We start from the raw sequence: 19,757 nt of genomic DNA on the forward strand, positions 1-19,757 counted from the left end.
TCCCTATCTCTGTCCACGTATTTTGCTTAAGCTTCTATAATGAGTAACTACAAAAGCCATAATAAGGGCACTACAAAAAATGACATATGATATGATCAACTTTCGCAAGTCCATGTCGGGGAAAACGAGCGAGGAACTAATGATACCGAATAACCATATATGCGAGAGTACTCCTACAATAGAGGACCAGGTATACGTAGACACCTTGATGGGTGATAAAGCAGACATAAAAGCGATGATGTTGTTGGGCATGACGGGTAAAGTACGAAGAAATATAATCGCCCATGCTCCATATTTATCAAAGCCATACTGCCATTTCTCGTATCTCTTTAGCCGCTTGCCCCATCTTTGGTTAAACCAATCATGAAAGAAATATTTGCAGATAATAAAAACAACGATCGCAGCCACAGAGCCTACTAGCCAGCTAGCCATCAATCCCGCCTTAACTCCTAGTATCGATATGTGAAGCACAATCAATGTAGCAAATGGAAAGATACCTAGAAAGTTCTGAATGATCGCTAGTATGAGCGTTAGAAGGATAATGGCAATCCCCTCTAATCCTGTAAAGTTTAAAAGCCAATCAATCGCTTGATCTATCATATTTGTCATAAATACAGACCGACTCCATTTCAATATTTCTCTTAGGAGGTCATTTATCATGAACATTCCAACTTACATTCCAATCATTGATGCCCATATTCACCTTGATTCCTATAGTGAGGAGCAAGCATTGCACCTTGCAGAGTTGTCCAATGATGGTGTGACTGGGGTTATCGCTGTATCCATGAATCTCCAATCCAGCATCCGCAATCTGGAGATTGCTAAATTACATCCTACTCTCGTTCATCCTGCCTTTGGATTCCATCCTGAGCAACCCCTGCCGACATCAGAAGAGGTTGCCGAACTGTTGTCATGGATGAAGGATCATCATCATGACATGATCGCTGTAGGGGAAGTTGGTCTTCCCTATTATTCACAGCTAGAAGCGCAGGAAACTGGACAACCTTTTGACCAAACACCTTACATCGCCCTGCTGGAACAATTTATTTCTTTCGCCGCCATATACGATAAGCCCATTATACTACATGCCGTATATGACGATGCAAATATAGCATGTAACTTACTTGAAAAGTATGGCGTAACCCAAGCGCATTTTCACTGGTTCAAAGGTTCCGCGGATACTATAGAGCGTATGGCGAATAACGGTTATTATATATCCTTCACGCCAGATATTCTTTATGAAGCTGAAATACAAGAATTAGCCCGCCTCTATCCGAAAGAGCAGGTCATGGCGGAAACCGATGGACCCTGGCCTTTTGAAGGACCCTTCTCTGGACAAATGACCCATCCACGGATGGTGTCTGATGTCATTGAAGCTTGGAGTCAAATCCATCATATTAGCGTAGAATCAGCCCGTAGCGTGATCTACTCCAATACTAAGAGATTTTATGGGATCTAAAGAGTTTCTAGCTAATAATAAAGACGCTTTGCCATCCCTCTTGCAAGGACGGCAAAGCGTCTGTGTGTGTCATAGCTTACTTTTTCATAAACCCTTTACTCAACAGAAATTCCTTCATATGCAATCGACTTGGCTGCGCCAAGCGATTAGCCATCATTTGTGACCACGGAGTATCGTTCTTCCCAGCTGTTCTTTCTAACATATATTGCTTCGTGGTTTCATCATAGGCCTTCACCTGCTCTACGATCTGTTCTTTGGAATATCTATTTCTGTGGAGCACGGCATCCATAGGTAAGCGAGGTCGTAGGCCGGTATCTTGATCCGGATATCCAACACACATGCCGAATACAGGATATACCAATTCTGGTAGGCCAAGTAGATCAGAGACCTCTGCAATATGATTGCGTACACCACCAATATATACAATTCCAAGCCCCATCGACTCTGCAGCCACCGCTGCATTCTGAGCCGCTAGGGCCACATCTGTTGTGGCTACAATGAGGTTCTCCATAGAATCTTCATAGGATGGTTGATCAACTAATTGCGGTGCCGTCACTTGCTGCAGGCGATATAAATCTGCACACCAAACTAGGAATACAGGACATTGCTCCACATAGGATTGATTTCCTGCAAGTGTAGCGAGCCTTCTCTTCAATTCCGGCTCTGTTATTGCAATAACACTATAAGCTTGCACATTACTTGAAGTAGAGGCCATTTGTGCGCTAGAAACGATGAGTTTCAATTGCTCCTCAGTAACTGGCTGATCTGTAAATCGTCGGATCGACCGATGATTTAACAACTGAGATATCGTGGCATTCATAAGCACCGCTCCTTGTATCGTTATCATTAATACTATCTCCAACCAAGGCGATGACCTTGCCAGATTGCTGCATCTTTTGCTTATCTCATTAATTTATTGACTGTAATCAATAGTTCATCAATGACATCATGCTCTCCCGCTTCAATACGTTCCACAACACAACTCTTCATATGTCCTTCCAATAATAGCTTGCCCACGCCATTCATAGCCGATTGAATCGCTGCAATCTGGTTCAGAACATCATCACAATACGTATCTTTCTCGATCATTCCTTTAACTCCACGAATCTGACCTTCAATGCGATTCAAGCGAGTCACTAGTTGCTTCTTCGTCTGTTCCGAGTGATGACTCTTCCTTGAATGAGTGTCTGTATGACACTGGTTAGCAACCGTACCAGAATCAGATGAGCTTAACTCTTCAACTGAACCGTCTAATTTATGATCCGCCATGGGTGTTCTCCCCCTATTCATATATAGAACATATACTATTCCTTACACTACCTTACCATACCCCCCAAGGGTATGTAAAGTTGCTCATTTTCCCAACTAATATTCCTCTTTGACAACATAAATAACCCGCTGTACGGAAATATCCGTGCAACGGGTTATTCACTTCACTCCATTTCACATATACTACAGTCTATCCTAGAAGTGATATCATTTCAGTCTTTATCAGCTGCATTCATCTCATAGACCGTTTGATGAAGCTCCTTAATCATATGTTGCATAATCATACTTTGCTGATCACTAATTCCAGATTGGTTATCTTGGATGATCATTTGGTGGATATTCCTCTTCAGTATCTCACTACGACGTTCCAACATAGCATGGTTCATTAACTAAATCACTCCTGACTTGTCTTTGAACTTGCAGATGAAGTCCTTCATTAAGTATAAAGAACTATGAACATTATTGAAAACTTACTGAAAATGATTATCCCCTTGAAAATCAGGCTAAGGCTTGAGCAGAGGAGCTGACCCGACTGAGCCATACATATCCTCCCCTATGCGCCATGTTCCTACCTAAGCGTAGCTACTCAGCCCTTAAAATGCTATTCCCTCAGGAGACTGAACAGAAATATCCCTCATATGTCCCTTCCTCTTCCTCCACCTTAAAGCGACCAGAATCCCACGTAAATATTCATCTGCAATCATTGCGATATATACACCAAATAGTCCCATCTCTAACACAATTCCTAATAAATAAGCTAATCCAACAGATACAATCCACATTGAAATGACGCTTATTGTCATAACATAACGGGTTTGTCCCACTGCATTCAGAGCATTACCCATCGTCATATTAATCATCTTACCCGGTTGAAGAACAATATTAACGATCAATAGAAATACACCGGTTGCTATGATCGACTCGTCCGACGTGAACCAGCCCAATATATATTTACCACATATGACGAGAATTAACGTATTCACTACCACAAGCAAGATTCCCCATTTGACAGCCTTCCACGCATCTGAGTAGGCTTCTTCACGTTTCCCTGAACCATACAGATGCGCAGTACGAATCTGAACAGCCATCGCTATAGCCATCCCAAATAGAAAGGCAAATGACTCCACAGTTGTCAGATATGAGCGTGTTGCTAATTCCATAGCACCCATCGTCCCTATTAATGAGGCAATGACTAGCTGAGTAATCGAATAAGAGCCCCCACTTAAGGAAAGAGGTATACCTATCTTCGCTATCTCTTTCACAATCTTCTTATTCCATTTCACAAACTCACCGAACGTAAGGCGCGAACTAAAGCTATTCAATAAAATTATAAACAGCATAATCACAGCAATAGACCTACTTAGAACGGTTGAGATACCCACTCCCACCATACCCAATTCAGGAAATCCAAATGCACCAAATATAAATACATAATTAAATAATATATGTATTAAATTCATCCCTACAGCAATCATCATCGTTGCTTTTGTATTACCTGTATTCCGAATAATCGTACTACAAGTTTGAAGGAGTGCCATCATAAGTGCACCACTTCCTACGATATAAAGATATTGCTGTGCCAAAGGTCTAATTTCCATAGGTACCTGCAGTAGAGCGAGTATTGCATCTGTATTGAAATGTATAACTAGACTGACTACAATTCCAATCATGACATTAAATGAAAAAGCCAAAGACGCCGCCTTGCGAGCTTCTAACTCATTGCCCGATCCAAGCTTCTGAGCAACTAATATACCTGATCCACTACTAATCATCGCGAACAATACGAACAAAGCTGCAAAAAACTGATTGCAAATCCCTACTGCCGCAACAGCTTCATCTGATATTTTGCTCACCATAATTGTATCAACTGTCCCAATCATAAATTGCAGAGACATTTCCAACATAATTGGCCATGCTAAATTATACAGAGAATAGGTGTCATTGCTTTTTAAAGATGCCAAATTTCTCTACTCCTAAGTTCAATTGGACATAGTTATTCTAATTATTATTTTTATATCCGCCGCTAATGATATCATTCATCCATAAGAGCTACAATGACTTTTCCAAATTACATATAGCCCATTGGAGTCATTACAATTTAAACACCCCCATGATAGGATGAGTAAAATACTATACAGTCAAAGGTGAACGCACATTGAGAATTCTCCACAAAGTACTTGGACTTGGAATAGTCCTATCCTTTCTATGCTTGTTGCTATATCCAACCTTCACCTATGCGCATGCGTATCTTCAGAAATCAACACCCGCTGCGAACGAAGTCGTCCGTCAGTCACCCTCAAAGATTACGCTTCAGTTCAATGAATCTATCCAACCTGCATTTCACGACATTCAAGTCATGAATTCAGCTGGAGAACGGGTTGATCTTGAGGATAGCTACATTCCAGATAGCCAAATGAATATTCTTGAAGGTAATGTCAGACCTAATCTGCCAGATGATGTGTATCTCATTACGTGGAATGTGATTTCAGGGGATGGTCATCGCATTGAAGGTAGTATTCCTTTTCAAGTTGGAGGCGATAATAGTTCTATTAATATCCCTTCTGCGAAATCCACAAGCACCTTTCCTGGATTAGACTTGATTACAATTCGGTGGCTACTTTACTTAAGCATGTCCTTCTTCATGGGCATTCTCTGCTTCTATCGCTTTATGTATCCTGCGAATCCCAAAGGAGCACTCCCATTGCCCCAGCGTAGCCGTACGTTATTATGGATAACCTATGGCGGTATACTTGTGAGCATTCTGCTAAGTCTGCCACTACAAGCGACGATTGATGCACGTATTCAGTGGACTGAATTATGGATAACTCCATGGTTCACTCAAATGTTCCAGACGAACTTCGGTCTCATATGGTTGATCCAATTGGGATTAGCAGTTGTTCTAGGAGGGGTAATCTATGCTGCCCATCGGACATCTGAGGGAAGTCGCTTGAGAATCATTGGTTATTCCTTAGCTCTGTCTCTCGCACTGGGTATTCTCTTATCCAAATCATTCATAGGTCATCCAGCTGCTTCTGAGTTGAAGGCTCTGTCTATAACAATGAACTTCCTTCATTTAGCCGCCATATGCGTATGGATCGGTTCATTACTTGCGCTAGCTATTGTTCTTCCGGGCGAGGCTTCACTTCCCACTTCTACCGAGGAACGCAAAGGGACCATTTTCCGTGTTATTCGCACGTTCTCCTGTTGGGGATTCGGACTTGTCGCCATCGTCATACTGAGTGGGATCTATGCCAGCCTAAAGTATGTACCTACACTACATTCGTTATTTAATACGTTATATGGTCAAGTACTGTTGCTCAAATGTGGTCTTGTACTCATTATGCTAGTACTTGCAGCAATCAATTTCCTTCGTGGAAGAAGGAACAAGCCCATTGGACGTAGTGTATGGATCGAATTAAGCATGGGTGTCATCACACTTGTACTTGCAGCTATTTTAACCAATTTACCTACAGCTACATCTACACCAGGTCCTGTTCATGTATCGAATACTTTAGACAACGGAGAAGTGATTTCACTCCGCATTAGCCCTAATATTGTCGGCAATAATCAGTTTGAAATATATGTTCGGGATGCTAAAGGTCAAGGTATCCACAATATTCAACAAGTGAAACTTACGCTCACCTCACTAGATATGGACATGGGTAAGTATGAGATCATCGTTCCCCACGAACCCAATTCTACATTTATGGCAAAAGATCTAATCAGCATGGCTGGGCGATGGAATATTCAAGTCCATATCCTATCAGCATCGCTGGACACTTGGGATACAGACTTCACCATCAGAGTAGGTACTAAATAGTTCAACCACAATCTAATCACGAAAGAAGGAATTTATCTTGTTTAAAAAATCTAAATTATCTATCTTATTCATCTCAGTTGTTGCAAGCTCAATGCTATTCGCTGGTATCGCAAGTGCTCATGTCACCGTGAAACCAACGACATCCACCCCTGGTGCTTGGGAAACTTATACCATTAAAGTACCCGTTGAAAAGGATATTGCAACTACGAAAGTATCGCTGAAGATTCCAGCTGAAGTAGAGTTCAAACAATATCAGCCCACACCCGATTGGCAGACTAGTACCGAGAAAGACGCTTCAGGCAAAGTTAGTTCCATTACTTGGACCGCTACAGGGGAAGGGATCTCAGCCGGAGAATTTCAAACATTTGACTTCGTAGCCGTGAATCCGAAAGAGGATGCATCGATAGCATGGGACGCTTATCAATACTATTCAGATGGAAGTATTGTAGAATGGACGGGCGAGGAAGGCTCCGATTTACCTCATGCCATCACCTTAATTACATCTGCTACATCATCCGAGGAAACTAATAACAGCGCAGCAAATGAACATGATCACAGTACAGCAGCACCTACCACTCCATCGGAAGCAGATCAAGAACCTACTACTAACACATCGGACACTTCCAGTTCAACGAGTTCCACCTCGACCACGGATATCATGACACTAGTTATATCTATTGCCGCCTTAGTTCTTTCAATCATCGCCTTACTTAGATCCCTTAGGAATAAAAAGCAATAACTTCAGAAGATATCTCTTTATATCATAAGCACAAAACAGACCGTAATCCATATGGATTACGGCCTGTTGCTCGTTCGTATTACCTTATTCGATTTGAACGCCCTTCTTGATTGCCTTCAAGTCACCATTGGAATTGTTAAGTATAGGAAGCATCTTGTCATCTCGAACCATAGGGGAGTTGCACAACCGACAAGTCGGTTCATGTTCGAATGCGAAATTATCACGCATCCATCCCTTACAATTCTCATCTGTACAGGCCCAAATTGAAGTATTTTCCTCTGGAATTTCCTCTAACGATTTTTTGCGATAGTTCATACTCAACCTCCTCATTAGACTTTAAAAAACCAAACAAGTAAAGACGGATACCGAACCCAAAAAAAAGTGGCATCCGCAAGATAGATCATACCTTAACGTCATATGTCTGATAGTATTAAAAAAACTGCCCTTAACAGACGTTAAGGGCAGTCTTGTTTGTATTAAAGCTTAACTACGTTTTCTGCTTGTGGTCCGCGGTTTCCTTCAACTACGTTGAACTGAACACGTTGTCCTTCGTCCAAAGTCTTGAACCCGTCGCCAGTGATAGCTGAGAAGTGAACGAAAACGTCGCTTCCGCCTTCAACTTCGATGAAACCGAAACCTTTGTCTGCGTTAAACCATTTTACTGTACCTGTTTGCATTTGTAATTCCTCCAAAAAGTTTAATTTAATGCTGATCTTTTTTTACACTTACATATAAAAAAGTTTCACACATTGAAAAGAGTTCCAATATAACTTGAAGCCGCTTTTCAATACGTGAAAGCGATCAATATTTCCTAACTGAGATCATTGTAACATGTGGATTGATTAAACGCAAGGCTGAGTAAAAGTAATTTTTATCTCTTTTTTTGTTGCACACCTTATAGCGTTGTATAACAACCTATTTCTAGCGTAGAACAGTTGATATTTCTCCTCCCACACGATAACATTGGATCATTATCCCATGCGAAAGTCCAGGTGTTCATATATGATCAAGAACGAAAAGATTAAAGCCTCCGAAGTTCAGTTAACCGGAATTCATGGCGAGGACTTAGGCATTGTCTCTACTGTCGATGCTCTAGCAATGGCCAAAAAGCTCAAAGTCGATCTAATCTGCACTTCTCTCTTGAGTAGCCCCCCACCCTGTCGGTTAATGGGAGCCGGAGCTGCTAAACAGGAAGTACAGCAATCTAAACAAAAAGACCGCAAACTAGATCCCAATACCAAGGTAAAGGAAATTCGTCTTACTCCCCAAATCGAAGACCATGATTACGATACGAAGAAGAATCAGGCTCATAAGCTTTTGAAATCAGGAAAAGCAGTCGTACTCGTCGTACGTATACAAGGTAAAGAAGGTCCCAAAGCAAAAGAGTTGCTAGAGCTACTACTTAAGGACCTTACAGAAGTGGGCAGCAAGCATACCGGGATTCAACTCAGTGGAAAACAAGCGATGGTTCAGGTAGATCCTTTATAGAATAGGCGTTATATTAACTGGTTTACGCAACATAAGTAACCAGAACAATGCGAGGTTGAACATATGTCCAAACGTATTTTATTTACAGGTGGTGGATCAGCAGGTCATGTCACCGTTAATGTAGCGCTTATTCCACGTTTTGTGGAACAAGGATGGGATGTTTCATATATAGGCTCGATAAAGGGTATTGAGTCTGAGCTGATCAAGAACATCGATCATGTCGAGTATCATAGTATTTCAACAGGTAAACTTCGACGTTATATGAGTGTGGAGAATTTCAAAGATCCTTTCCGCATCGTCAAAGGTGTGTTTGAAGCGACCCAATTAATACGAAAAATCAAGCCTGACGTCGTGTTCTCCAAGGGTGGATTTGTATCTGTCCCTGTCGTGATCGGCGCTAAATTAAACAAGGTTCCGATTGTTATTCATGAATCCGACCTTACTCCCGGGCTCGCTAATCGAATCGCACTTCCTTTAGCTACGAAGGTATGCGTAACTTTCCCTGAGACGATAGATCATATCAAGAGTGACAAAGCCACTTATGTCGGGGCTATTATTCGTGATGAGCTGCGAGCTGGCGATGCTACCCGTGGATTACAATTCCTTCAGTTCACCAACAGCAAGCCAGTCGTTCTCATTATGGGCGGTAGCTTAGGAGCGAGAAAGATCAATGAGACGATTCGTAACAATCTAACCTTTCTCCTTGATCAGTTCCAAGTGGTGCATATTTGTGGAAAGAACCAAGTAGACGCTTCTATTCGTATAGATGGATATCAACAATTTGAGTATATCCATAATGAGCTTCCAGATGTCATTGCCTCCGCAGATATTGTCATAACAAGAGCAGGTTCTAATTCGATCTTTGAATTTCTGGCACTTCGCAAACCGATGCTCTTAATCCCATTATCGAAGGCGGCGAGTCGTGGTGACCAAATTTTAAATGCTCAATCTTTTAAAAAAGCTGGATATGCTGAGCTTCTATTAGAAGAAGAGTTAACCAATGAATCATTTATGATCTCACTTCATGTACTTGTCTCTAAACAGGCTCAAATCATTGAAACTATGGCTCAATACGATCATACGAATACAATTGATCAAGTCATTCAACTCATTCAGGATACGAGCATTCACTAATGCCATTCAACATTAAAACACAAAACACTATAGTTTTTTATTCTATTATTTGGTATATTAACTTCATCATTTTCATCATAAAGGAGAAATTACACAATGGCTATTGAATCAACCGTCAAATGTGCTTTAGTTACAGGTGGAAGTAGAGGGATCGGGAAAGCCGTTGTCTTGGAATTCGCTAAGGCAGGTATCCATGTCATGATTAACTATTTCGGTGACGACAAAGAAGCGTTGGATGTTAAACATCAAGCAGAAACTTATGGAGTTCAAGCAGAAATATTTCATGCGGATGTTAGCGATCCCGTTCAAGTAAAGGATTTGTTCGCAGCGATCGACAACATATTCGGAAGATTGGATATTTTAGTTAATAATGCTGGAATTGCTCAAACGGTAACAGTCAAAGAGATGACAGACGAGCAATGGGATCGAATGATCAAAATACATATGTATGGTACATTCTACACTTCTCGTGAAGCAGCTCGCATAATGTCGGAGCAGAAGTCTGGACGAATCATTAATGTTACGTCCGATCTCGCCGGTCAGGGAGGTGCTGAACTGGCACATTACGCAGCGGCCAAAGGCGGCATTACAGCATTTACTAAATCACTTGCAAGAGAACTAGCCCCATACGTATTAGTTAATGCTGTCGCACCTGGTGGTACTTTCACCGACGTTCGATCTTCTCTTGAAGATACCCATGATAGGAACGATTCACGCCAATTATTAAATAGACTAGCATTCCCGCAAGAAATCGCTAGATCCATTCTATTCCTTACTTCAGACGATGGTAGCATTTACACTGGACAGGTTCTTGGAGCCAATGGCGGCAGCGTCATGAACGGCTAAACTATCAAGCTATCGAACTATCGTTTGAGTGCATTTCATGAGAAAACAGGCCATTTTGCCCGGCCTGTTTTTCTTTTCCTGCTAGTCAGCATTAGTTGCAAATTTGTCCTCTAAATCTACCACTTTTCCTATACTTTGAAGCGACCTACTAGTTGGTGAAGTTCCTCGGCCATTTGCGAGAGCCCATGTGCGGAAGAGTCGATCTCCTCCATCATTGCGAGTTGGCCCTCGGTGAGCTCCGATATTTGATTCAAGCTGCTTGTCGTAGCAATCATCGTTCCCTTCACCGCCTGCATCGAACTTGCAGCTTGCTCCGATCCGGCTGACAACTGCTCGGTTGCGGCCGATGTCTCCTCGATTTGCTCCGCAACTTCATTAACCGATTGATGAATAACCCTAAACGACTCGCTCGTTACAAGCGCCATCGACGCACCTTCTGCAACTTGGTTTGTTGTTTCATCCATCGTCTTCACGACATCTACCGTTTCGGTCTGAATCAACGCAATCAGATCAGCAATATCTTGTGCTGAATTTGCTGACTGCTCCGCCAACTTCCGAACCTCGCCAGCTACGACCGCGAAGCCTCTGCCATTCTCACCCGCCCTTGCCGCCTCAATCGCTGCATTTAACGATAACAGGTTCGTTTGATTGGCAATTCCCGTGATAACTTCTACAATCTGATCGATAGCTGCAGTACGATCTCCAAGCCCCCTTACGGAGGATGACAATCCTTCTACCGTACTCTGGATGGCCTGCATCTGTCGTTGCATCTGTTCCGCTAACTGTGAGCCTTCAGCTGCGTTGTCGAAAGCATTACCCGCTGAGACGGATACCCTTTGCGCATTGACTGCGATCTGTTGAATACCTTTTGACATTTCTGTGAAAGCGATGGCTCCTTCTGCAACATTCATGAGCTGCTTATCCGAGCTCAGTACCAAGCTCTGGAGAGAGCTTGAGTTCTCTTCAGCCGCCTTGCTCGTTTGCTCAGAGCTAGCTGTCAACTCTTCCGAAGAAGCGGCCACTTGTTGCGCCGTAATACCAATCTGACTAATCATGCTGCGAAGATTACCGATCATCTTGTTGTAGGTTTGCGCTAAGTCGCCAACTTCATCTCGCGATGAAACGTTGAGCTCCTGCGTCAAATCTCCTTCTCCTTCAGCAATCTCGTGAAGTTGCTTATTGATGATAATCATTGGGCGGATAATCCTCCGAATGAATATAATGCTAATTAATACCGCTAGTATCCCAATTATTCCCATAAGCATGTAGGCCATGAGCAGAATCTCATTTACTTTTTGGTCAATAGTGTGAATCGGGGAGCCTACGAACCACATGCCTACAACTTCGTCTTTTTCGTTCTTAAGTGGCTGATACATCGTTTTGTATGGCTTCTCAACAATATTCGCTTCACCTATGTAATTTTGCCCTTTCGTGAGAACAAGATCCGCCACCTTCGGATCAACCTTCGTTCCCACCACTCGATTGTCCCCTTCAAATATATTGGTCGTAACCCGTGTATCCCCTTGAATAAGGGTAACTGCTCCTCCCGTAATCTTTCCCAACACTTCCGCGAACTCATTGTTGTCGTTAATCTTCGTCGTTCCTTTTAAAAGGTTGTCGTCTTCCACCGACCATGCCCCCGGATACTCCTTGTCGAGGAGGTTATACCCCAGTTGTGAATCAATTTCAACCCGTTCTTGGAACAATTCATTCATCGTAGTACTAACCTGTCTTTTAACTACAACAGTGATAGAAATAGATAACACCAGAATCATACATATGATTAGTAGACTAATCTTTGTACCGATACCCAAGCGTACCCGCTCGCCAAACTTTCCAATTCCCATAGCACTCTCTCCTTAGATGAATAGAAAACTAACCACTAACATATTTTACAATGTGTCTTTGGCTACTATTCAGTGTATCCTAGTCGATACTTCAAAGGCTGTGATATTCGCTACTAACTTTGTATTTTTCCGTTCTTTAAGTTACACTAAACATGATTTTTCAACTTGGCGTGGTCTATTAAAATCAGTTTAACAATCCGTCCTAATATTAAATGAAAAGAAGTGAAAGAACATGTCTTTGAACTCAAAATTACACAAATTACCACTCATGATTAGCATCTCCCTACTATTAATAGCTAAATTATGCCTTCTTCGTTATTTCTACTTCGGAGAACTGACCGGAGCAGGACTGTTAGCAGATACGTTCTCCGTTCTCGTGTTCATGAGCTTACTGGAACTCTTCCTCCCAATAAAAGAAAAACGTCTCACCTATTGGAGTATTAATGTCCTATTCTCTATCATGCTCTTTGCAGCTACATTGTACCAGGCTCATTTCGGTTCAGTCCCTACGTACACGACGCTCAAAGAATTGGGACAAGTGGGTCAAATACGTTCTAGCATCCAATCTTTGATAAAAGCTACTTATTTCCTATTCTTTACTGATCTTGTCATCGCCCTAATCTTAGCGCTCGTTAGCTTCATTCGTCCTCATCGGAGCAGGTATGTGCATAGCATAGGCCCTATATTTAGTTCCACTCTTCATCGTAAAAGAGGGAAATTGAAGTGGAGAATCGCTACTACGCTGACCTTGGTAATAAGCATCAGTTGTTCAAGTCTTATTATTAACCGTTCCCTTGGGATCGATAATGAACTTGTCCAGGCTGAGAACCTCGGATTTCTAAATTACCAAGTAGCTGCGGCCCTGAAGAATAAGCAAGAGGATGTATTGATTAATAATGGGGATCTTCAGAAGACAATAGCAGAAGTGAAGGCTTTACAGTCAACCTACCCTTATCGGGAAGATGACTCTAAAGCACCTGCACATTTCGGTTCCGCTAAGGGAATGAATATCATCGTTGTACAATTGGAGTCCTTTCAGAACTTCCCCATCCATTTGAATCTGGATCAACAGGAAGTTACTCCTGTCCTGAATAAGTTGGCAAAGGAAAGCTATTACTTCCCCTATTTCTATCAGCAAATCGGACAAGGGAACACATCGGATGCCGAATTTATGTCTAATACGTCCATCTATCCAACTGGAAACGTCGCGATGTCTTCTGGGTTTGGGAACAGAGAGCTACCAAGCCTTCCAAGATTACTAAGTCAATTACAATATAAAACAGCAACGTTCCATATCAATGATGTGACATTTTGGAGTCGTAACTTGTTGTATCCTGCTCTTGGTTTCGACCGTTATTATGATAAACCTTTCTATACCAATGATCATTTCAATGATTTCGGCGCTTCAGATGAGGAGATGTACCGTGTCGGTATGGAGAAGATCAAGGAGATCTTGGCTGCTAATAAGCCTTTCTATGCGCAATTCGTCACAACGTCCAGTCATGCGCCCTTTGTCATTCCTAAAGATCAACGGAAGCTACAACTCCCTGGTGATATGGAAGGAACACAGTTGGGCAATTACTTAACCGCTGTGAACTATACGGATGAAGCGCTAGGTAAACTTATCGAGCAATTGAAGGAGAATGGACTGTGGGATAATACTGTTCTTGTCGCCTATGGTGATCACTTTGGCATTAATCCGAAGGAGACAGATGGGGCGGAGATTACAGCAAAACTGGGTATTCCTTATGATAATCGGATCAGTCGCTTTAACATTCCCCTCCTAATTCATGTTCCCAATCAAAAGGAGGGTCTCGTTGTTGAGCTTACAGGCGGACAGCTCGATATTGTGCCAACAGTGGCCAATCTTATGGGAATATCGCTTGAAGAGGAACATTTCACCGCATTCGGACGCGATCTTTTGAATACGGATCATAATATTTTTGGGATGCGCTACTACTCCCCAACAGGTTCATTCTTCAATAACGATGTCATGTTCGTTCCAGGTGCTGGTTTTGAGGATGGAACTGCCTATTCATTAAAGACCTTTGAACCTGTTAATGATGTGGAAGTCTATCGTACCGATTATGATTATGTCATGTCACTCATGAAGTTATCTGATATATATGCTCAATTGTTACCTAAACGTTCCCCGTGATGCTACTTGAAAATTAAAGAGACTCATCATCTGTTCGCACCTCCGTGCGTTGTTCATGTCTATATTCTGTCGGTGTGACGTTGAAGCATTTACGAAACACCTGTGTAAAATGCTTCACATCCTGGTACGATGCCAATCTATGCACTTTTCGATCGATGGGTATATATATTTTAAAAAAAGCAGCCCATTCCTCTATCAATGAGGAACAAGCTGCTTTTTTATTTTATCATTTACTATTACATATATGACATCCATCTTCTTCTTCGGATAGTTCTCTTCTTGCCAATGGATGAAGAACGACGCATCATAACCAAATTGCAATTCAACTTCATTCTAGTTCAAAAGCGCCCGTATAGAGCTGATAATACTTACCTTTTTCACTAATTAATTTCTCATGGTTACCTCGCTCGATGATTTGCCCATGTTCAAGTACCATAATGGCATCGGAATTTCGCACAGTGGACAGTCTATGCGCGATAACAAATACGGTTCGGCCTTGCATCAGTCTATCCATCCCTCTTTGAACAATCGCCTCGGTACGCGTATCAATACTTGAGGTCGCTTCATCAAGAATCATGACAGGTGGATCGGCAATCGCTGCTCTCGCAATCGCTAGAAGCTGTCTCTGCCCTTGGGATAACCGTCCTCCATCACCAGCAAGCTCCGTATTGTAGCCATCCGGTAGCTTCGATATGAACTCATCCGCATTAGCAAGACGCGCGGCTGTGTACACTTCCTCATCTGTAGCATCTAACTTACTATAACGTATATTGTCCATGACCGTTCCACTGAACAAGTGCGTATCCTGTAGTACAACACCTAGCGAGCGGCGAAGATCATCTTTCTTAATGTGGTTAATGTTAATACCATCATAGCTAATTTTGCCATCAGCAATATCATAGAAGCGATTGATCAAATTGGTGATCGTCGTTTTGCCAGCACCCGTAGAACCGACAAAAGCAACCTTCTGTCCAGGTTCGGCATATAGTGAAATATGAGACAGTACCGGTGTGGCCGCTGTATATCCGAAATTCACATCATGGAATCGCACATCACCCATCAATTGGGTAAAGGTGGCCGTTCCATCTTCATGCGGATTCTTCCACGCCCAAATCCCCGTATGTTCTGCTACTTCAATTAACGTATTCCCCTCATATTTGGCATTAACCAGCGTAACGTAACCTTCATCCCCTTCCGATTCCTCATCCATGAGTTGAAAGATTCTCTCCGCTCCGGCAAGTGCCATAACAATAGAGTTGACCTGCTGCGAAACTTGACTGATCGGCATACTGAAGCTTCTACTTAATTGTAAAAAGGATGCGATGGCCCCAATCGTCAATCCACCGACACCACTAATAGCTAATGCACCACCAACGATGGCCAGCAGTACATATTGCAAATGCCCTAGGTTACCCATAATCGGCATCAATATGTTAGCGAACTTGTTCGCTTCTGTCGCATTGTTACATAATTCATCGTTGAGCACATCGAATTCTTGTTTTGCCTTTTCCTCGTGACAGAACACCTTGACAACCTTTTGACCATTCATCATTTCTTCAATATATCCGTTTAAATGTCCCATCGATTGTTGTTGCTTCATAAAGTACTTAGCACTATTCCCACCAATCTTCTTGACCACAAACATCATAACGAACACCATTACTATGACAACCAGAGTCAAATAAACACTCGTCGAAAGCATAGCGAAAAATACAGCAATAATCGTTACGACAGAGGATATCACCTGCGGAATACTCTGTGAGATCATTTGTCTGAGCGTATCGGTATCATTCGTATAATGGCTCATGACGTTACCATGAGAATGAGTATCGAAATACTTGATAGGCAGACTTTGCATATGTGAGAACATCTCATCACGAATCTTCTTGAGTACACCTTGTGCAATGACGACCATCAATCTATTGTATATGAATGTCGCTATGACACCAGCTAGATAGATTGCCCCCATGATAAGTATCGCTTGCAAGAGCCCCGCAAAGAGAGGATTCGCCTCAAGCAGGAGAGGAGCAATATAATCATCAATCACCACTCTAAGAAACATTGATCCTGCTACACCAGCAAGAGAACTTACAAGTATGCAGATGAGGACGAAGGTAAACGGTATCTTGTATTGACCCGTTACATAAGATAATAGACGTTTAATTGCTACGCGATTACTTTGGGTCTTAGGCGGTTTCAACGCTATCCCCCCCTTTCACTTGTAAGTAGTACATCTCTTGATAAATAGCATTACTTCGCAAAAGTTCTTCATGGGTTCCGACAGCATTCATTCTACCGCCATCCATCACAATGATCTTATCCGCATCTTGAATAGAGGAAACCCGCTGCGCGATAATGAGCTTCGTCGTATTCGGGATATCATTCCGGAACGCTTGCTTGATCAGTGTATCTGTCTTTGTATCAACCGCACTTGTTGAATCATCAAGAATTAGAATCTTCGGTTTCTTCAGAAGAGCCCTTGCGATACATAGACGCTGCTTCTGCCCACCCGATACGTTAGAACCCCCTTGTTCAATGTAAGTGTCATATCCCTCAGGGAAAGCGCGGATAAAGTCATCGGCCTGAGCCAATTGACATACAGTAACAAGTTCCTCATCCGTTGCTTCTTCACAGCCCCAGCGTAGATTCTCTTTGATCGTACCGGAGAATAAAATATTGTTCTGCAACACCATGGCAACATCGTTACGTAGCGTTTCAATGTCATAGTCCCGAACATCTACACCGCCTACCATAACAGAGCCCTCCGTCGTATCGTACAGGCGAGGAATCAACTGTACTAGGCTTGTTTTGGAGCTCCCTGTCCCTCCAATAATACCGACCGTTTCACCTGATTTAATCTCGATATTGATATTTTCCAGACTTAACTTATTAGGGTCCTTCGTATAACTAAAGTTCACATTGTTAAAAGAAATCTCGCCGTTTCTCACTTCATTCACGGGATGATCTACATTGTGTAGGTCGCTTTTCTCATCCAAAAGTTCAACAATTCTTTCTGCTGAAGCTCGTGAGATCGTAATCATAACGAATACCATGGATAGCATCATAAGGCTCATCAGTATTTGCATAGCATAAGCGATTAAGCTTACCAATTCGCCCGTGGTCATTGTATTAGATACGATCATTCTCGCACCGAACCATGAGATTAGAAGAATACAGGAGTAGACAGATACCTGCATTAACGGACTGTTAAATGCTAATAGCTTCTCGGCCTTCGAGAAATCTTTAAAGATGCTATTGGATACCTTGTTGAACTTGTCCTTCTCATGATCTTCACGTACATAAGATTTAACAACCCGAATCCCGCTCAGATTTTCTTGGACTGCATTGTTCAGCTTATCGTAAGTGCGAAATACCCGTTCAAAGATCGGATGAGCATTTCTAATAATCAACCATAACCCTAGAGCCAGAAATGGAATTAATACAAGGAAGATAAGTGAAATTCTTGCGTTAATTCCAAATGCCATAATCAATGAAAATACGAGCATAACCGGAGAACGTACCGCAATCCGAATAATGACTTGATAGGCATTCTGCACGTTCGTTACATCCGTTGTAAGTCTCGTAACCATACTTGAAGTCGAGAATTTATCCATATTAAAAAATGAAAATCTTTGTATATTATGGTACATATCCTGACGCAGATTACTGGCATAACCCGCCGATGCTATAGCAGCATATTTACCCGATAATACACCGAATATCAAAGATATAATAGCAGAAAGAACTAAGGCTATGCCCAATTTCCATATCACGCTCATATTACCTTCGTCGATTCCAAAATCAATTAAAAAGGCCATCAACAGCGGAATAATAACTTCCATTACCACTTCTAGTACCATATAAACAGGTGTGAGAATGGAAGCCTTTTTGTACTGCCTTATACTGCCTGCTAGTTTTCTAATCATGTAGCTTGCCTCCATATAAATGATAGCTTCTATTCAATATTATTTTTAATCTTCTTCACAATGGTTAAAAAGCTACTGATTTCCTCCTTTGTTAGGCCTCTCGAGAGTTGCGCTTCGATTCGTTTAATGTCTTCTTCAATGATCTCGCGAATCTCGATAGCTCTAGGTGTGAGTGTTAATTTCTTGAGTCTTGCATCATAGTCAACTGAAGTCCTCACAATGAGTTTATTCTTCTCCATAAGCTGCAGTATACCCGTAGCCGTCGATCGTCGAATAGAGAACTCGTTCTCTAAATCGCGCTGAAATATATCTTCTTCACGATGTTCATATAAGTAGCCAATCACCCAGCCATGTGTCCCCGTAAGCTCATCTACATACTTTTTAGTGGCTGACTGATCAACAAATCGTTTTATTATATTGGATAGTATTCTAATCTCGAACCCAATCGTATCATTCTGATCCATAGTAGCCTCCTTATATTGTTAGGACACTAACATTATCTTGGTTAGGGTTTATTTTGTCAATGATTATTGCATGAACTAGAAGCTCAAAATAGCAGATCAAGGATCACTCCCTTGACCTGCTATTTTGAGTCGAACCAGTCAATTCTCAGAAATTTAAGCATTTCATCAGAACATCGATCTACTTTTGGAACAATATAACTATAATATACAACAACTGATTGCTCTGTTGGTAGCTATTAATTAATTTAAGAGTCACCCTGCTTTCCTAGTCAACATTACTTGAGAACCTTAATATTCTGATTACCGTAGTAGGCGTATTCCAGGTTCACCTTTTTCTAACGGAACCAGGCGACACTATTCCATAAAAAAACACTAATATAAAAGTTTAACGGAACTACAGGCCTCTATATGCAGATAAATGGTCCAATTCAAGAGATAAAGGATAAATAAGGTCGCTCAGTTCCCTTAGAATTTCATAAGTGACGTTTCCGACAAAATAAGGTTCTCTGCTTCCGTTAGAATACTTACGAAGATCTCACATTCCCAAAAACGCAGAAAAATAACCTACCTCACCCAAATCGGGTTATGGTAGGTTATTTTTCTTATC

18 protein-coding genes are annotated in these 19,757 nt (G+C 41.8%); 7 read left to right on the plus strand and 11 right to left on the minus strand.

The window, feature by feature from the left end; translation table 11 throughout:
* Nucleotides 1-3: 3 nt before the first annotated feature.
* Entirely contained in the window at nucleotides 4-666 is a 663-nt protein-coding gene (locus tag AC1TO9_RS13430) for a TVP38/TMEM64 family protein (RefSeq protein ID WP_482059408.1), read from the minus strand.
* Here AC1TO9_RS13430 and AC1TO9_RS13435 point away from each other — a divergent pair.
* Nucleotides 659-1,459 carry a TatD family hydrolase gene (locus AC1TO9_RS13435; RefSeq protein WP_482055978.1) on the plus strand — a complete coding sequence of 267 codons (801 nt, stop codon included), beginning with the start codon at nucleotides 659-661 and terminating at the stop codon, nucleotides 1,457-1,459. The two genes, AC1TO9_RS13430 and AC1TO9_RS13435, sit on opposite strands and share 8 nt — an antisense overlap.
* A 76-nt stretch (nucleotides 1,460-1,535) precedes the next feature.
* On the opposite strand, the gene nfsA is transcribed toward AC1TO9_RS13435, so the two are convergent.
* The 4 genes from nfsA to AC1TO9_RS13455 form a co-directional block, all read right to left on the minus strand.
* Nucleotides 1,536-2,279, minus strand: coding sequence for an oxygen-insensitive NADPH nitroreductase (gene nfsA / locus AC1TO9_RS13440; protein WP_482059490.1), 744 nt, complete (start codon nucleotides 2,277-2,279; stop codon nucleotides 1,536-1,538).
* Nucleotides 2,280-2,359: 80 nt separating this feature from the next.
* Nucleotides 2,360-2,728 carry a metal-sensitive transcriptional regulator gene (locus AC1TO9_RS13445; RefSeq protein WP_482055977.1) on the minus strand — a complete coding sequence of 123 codons (369 nt, stop codon included), beginning with the start codon at nucleotides 2,726-2,728 and terminating at the stop codon, nucleotides 2,360-2,362.
* A gap of 212 nt (nucleotides 2,729-2,940) precedes the next feature.
* Nucleotides 2,941-3,114 (minus strand): hypothetical protein, encoded by a 174-nt coding sequence (locus tag AC1TO9_RS13450; protein ID WP_482055976.1) that lies wholly within the window; start codon nucleotides 3,112-3,114, stop codon nucleotides 2,941-2,943.
* A 207-nt stretch (nucleotides 3,115-3,321) separates the two neighbouring features.
* Entirely contained in the window at nucleotides 3,322-4,689 is a 1,368-nt protein-coding gene (locus AC1TO9_RS13455) for an MATE family efflux transporter (protein WP_482055975.1), read from the minus strand.
* A gap of 194 nt (nucleotides 4,690-4,883) precedes the next feature.
* Between AC1TO9_RS13455 and AC1TO9_RS13460 the strand changes: the two genes are divergently transcribed.
* Nucleotides 4,884-6,548 (plus strand): copper resistance protein CopC, encoded by a 1,665-nt coding sequence (locus AC1TO9_RS13460; protein ID WP_482059409.1) that lies wholly within the window; start codon nucleotides 4,884-4,886, stop codon nucleotides 6,546-6,548.
* A gap of 37 nt (nucleotides 6,549-6,585) precedes the next feature.
* Nucleotides 6,586-7,287, plus strand: coding sequence for a YcnI family copper-binding membrane protein (locus AC1TO9_RS13465; RefSeq protein WP_482059410.1), 702 nt, complete (start codon nucleotides 6,586-6,588; stop codon nucleotides 7,285-7,287).
* An 84-nt stretch (nucleotides 7,288-7,371) separates the two neighbouring features.
* Here the strand turns inward: AC1TO9_RS13465 and AC1TO9_RS13470 are convergent, their stop codons facing one another.
* Nucleotides 7,372-7,602, minus strand: coding sequence for a cold-shock protein (locus AC1TO9_RS13470; protein ID WP_482055972.1), 231 nt, complete (start codon nucleotides 7,600-7,602; stop codon nucleotides 7,372-7,374).
* A gap of 161 nt (nucleotides 7,603-7,763) precedes the next feature.
* The gene (locus tag AC1TO9_RS13475) at nucleotides 7,764-7,964 is read right to left on the minus strand and encodes a cold-shock protein (RefSeq protein ID WP_036651712.1); all 201 of its coding nucleotides are present in this window, start codon (nucleotides 7,962-7,964) and stop codon (nucleotides 7,764-7,766) included.
* Between the two features lie 325 nt (nucleotides 7,965-8,289).
* On the opposite strand from AC1TO9_RS13475, the gene infC reads away from it, so the two are divergent.
* From infC to AC1TO9_RS13490, 3 genes are all read left to right on the plus strand, one after another.
* A complete protein-coding gene (gene infC, locus AC1TO9_RS13480) occupies nucleotides 8,290-8,775 on the plus strand; it encodes a translation initiation factor IF-3 (protein WP_482055971.1) in 486 nt (161 codons plus the stop codon).
* 63 nt (nucleotides 8,776-8,838) lie between these two features.
* Nucleotides 8,839-9,909 (plus strand): undecaprenyldiphospho-muramoylpentapeptide beta-N-acetylglucosaminyltransferase, encoded by a 1,071-nt coding sequence (locus AC1TO9_RS13485; protein ID WP_482055970.1) that lies wholly within the window; start codon nucleotides 8,839-8,841, stop codon nucleotides 9,907-9,909.
* Between the two features lie 96 nt (nucleotides 9,910-10,005).
* Nucleotides 10,006-10,755, plus strand: coding sequence for an SDR family NAD(P)-dependent oxidoreductase (locus AC1TO9_RS13490; protein ID WP_482055969.1), 750 nt, complete (start codon nucleotides 10,006-10,008; stop codon nucleotides 10,753-10,755).
* A 128-nt stretch (nucleotides 10,756-10,883) separates the two neighbouring features.
* On the opposite strand, the gene AC1TO9_RS13495 is transcribed toward AC1TO9_RS13490, so the two are convergent.
* A complete protein-coding gene (locus tag AC1TO9_RS13495) occupies nucleotides 10,884-12,602 on the minus strand; it encodes a methyl-accepting chemotaxis protein (RefSeq protein ID WP_482059411.1) in 1,719 nt (572 codons plus the stop codon).
* 232 nt (nucleotides 12,603-12,834) lie between these two features.
* Between AC1TO9_RS13495 and AC1TO9_RS13500 the strand changes: the two genes are divergently transcribed.
* Nucleotides 12,835-14,760 (plus strand): LTA synthase family protein, encoded by a 1,926-nt coding sequence (locus AC1TO9_RS13500; RefSeq protein ID WP_482059412.1) that lies wholly within the window; start codon nucleotides 12,835-12,837, stop codon nucleotides 14,758-14,760.
* Between the two features lie 328 nt (nucleotides 14,761-15,088).
* Here AC1TO9_RS13500 and AC1TO9_RS13505 read toward each other — a convergent pair whose 3' ends face one another.
* The 3 genes from AC1TO9_RS13505 to AC1TO9_RS13515 are packed head-to-tail and all read right to left on the minus strand — an operon-like array spanning nucleotide 15,089 to nucleotide 19,150.
* Nucleotides 15,089-16,960, minus strand: coding sequence for an ABC transporter ATP-binding protein (locus AC1TO9_RS13505; RefSeq protein WP_482059413.1), 1,872 nt, complete (start codon nucleotides 16,958-16,960; stop codon nucleotides 15,089-15,091).
* Nucleotides 16,947-18,686 (minus strand): ABC transporter ATP-binding protein, encoded by a 1,740-nt coding sequence (locus tag AC1TO9_RS13510; RefSeq protein WP_482059414.1) that lies wholly within the window; start codon nucleotides 18,684-18,686, stop codon nucleotides 16,947-16,949. Before AC1TO9_RS13510 ends, AC1TO9_RS13505 begins: the two co-directional genes overlap by 14 nt.
* Before the next feature lie 29 nt (nucleotides 18,687-18,715).
* Nucleotides 18,716-19,150 (minus strand): MarR family winged helix-turn-helix transcriptional regulator, encoded by a 435-nt coding sequence (locus AC1TO9_RS13515; RefSeq protein ID WP_482057657.1) that lies wholly within the window; start codon nucleotides 19,148-19,150, stop codon nucleotides 18,716-18,718.
* Nucleotides 19,151-19,757: the final 607 nt, after the last annotated feature.

The sequence above is a fragment of the Paenibacillus sp. Y916 genome, assembly GCF_056786435.1.